Origin of the sequence: Halobellus sp. Atlit-38R (assembly GCF_003665925.1) — an archaeon.
Classification (GTDB): Archaea; Halobacteriota; Halobacteria; order Halobacteriales; family Haloferacaceae; genus Haloquadratum; species Haloquadratum inordinatus.
On sequence record NZ_QXIJ01000210.1, the window covers coordinates 1 to 510 of the forward strand.

Annotated in this window: 1 protein-coding gene; it reads right to left on the reverse strand. The window is 53.9% G+C overall.

What is annotated here, in order from left to right; all coding sequences use genetic code 11:
* A partial coding sequence (locus tag D3D02_RS18995; RefSeq protein ID WP_255410178.1) for a helicase C-terminal domain-containing protein occupies positions 1-460 on the reverse strand: 460 nt, incomplete at its 3' end.
* Positions 461-510 lie beyond the last annotated feature (50 nt).

Here is a 510-nt window from a genome sequence, read left to right on the forward strand (position 1 = left end):
GGATCAATATTGAACAGACGACCCCGGGCATCGTACACTTAATCGCGTACTCTGCCCATCTCTCTAGGGGTGTCGCTTCGACTAAGAGGTCCTGATACTCCTGATGATACTGGAAGTGACGGTAGTAGGACCGATCGCGGGTCCGCATCGGATCGAAGAGTAGGAACACAGTCCCTGGCCACTTGCGCCCAACGCGTGAATACGACTGAATGTACTCGGCCGTGTTCCGCGGAAGGCCGAAGAAACCGATGAAGTCCAACGCATCGACGTCCACTCCGTGACTGATCATCGAGGTTGCGATGAGCATGTGAACTGCGTCTGCTGGGCTATCTAGTTCAGCGAGATTCTCGAGGATCTCTAAGACAGAGCTGACGTCTTCGAGGGGCGTTTGACCAGTCATGAGTTGGCCGTTCAAGGGATAATATGGTTCGCCGTCGTCAGAAAGATGGACGTTGATCATCGTCCGAAGAACCCGCTTCATCAGGTCGGTGTTGTCGCGTGAATAGTGGT